Source organism: Vibrio sp. Vb1980 (genome assembly GCF_033338615.1).
In the GTDB taxonomy this organism is placed as follows: Bacteria; Pseudomonadota; Gammaproteobacteria; order Enterobacterales; family Vibrionaceae; genus Vibrio; species Vibrio alginolyticus.
This window is the reverse complement of the sequence record NZ_JAWOSZ010000158.1, coordinates 1-541: the sequence shown is the minus strand read 5'-3', so window position 1 is coordinate 541 and position 541 is coordinate 1. Positions and strand designations below refer to the sequence as shown.

Annotated in this window: 1 protein-coding gene; it reads left to right on the top strand. The window is 47.1% G+C overall.

What is annotated here, in order from left to right:
• Window positions 1-541, top strand: a 541-nt coding sequence (locus tag R7F64_RS24270) for an LptF/LptG family permease (RefSeq protein WP_318072204.1), incomplete at both ends; no start/stop codon positions are given.

Sequence of the window (541 nt, the reverse complement as noted above, 5' to 3'; positions counted from 1 at the left end):
CTCCAGAAGCTCAGAAAATGGCGCGTGATTTGCGATCTTTTGCATTGTCTGGCGGCAGCATCGTTTCGGTTCGTGCTGGGGTTTGGGCTCGTGATGCCAACGACTTCATCTTCATCGGTAAAGTGGAAGATGACAAGTTGTATGCGTTGAACATGTGGCGCTTTGATGATGACAAGAACTTAGAAAAAGTTATCTTCGCTGAAGAAGTGGATTACCAACAAGATAACAATTGGTTGATGCGTGACGTGCAAATCACCAACATGCAAGACGAAAACGTGATTTCCAAACAAGAGATGGATCAAATGGAATGGCACACGTCGTTGGCTCCTGACAAGCTAGCCGTGGTGACAGTAAAACCAGAAGAGCTCTCTCTGAGCGGCTTGTATGATTATGTGACGTATTTGAAAGCATCAGAGCAAGATGCTTCACGTTACGAACTCGCATTTTGGCGTAAGCTGACGCAGCCTTTGTCGATTGCCGTAATGATGTTGATGGCATTGTCTTTCGTCTTTGGGCCGCTGCGAAGCGTCACAATGGGGGC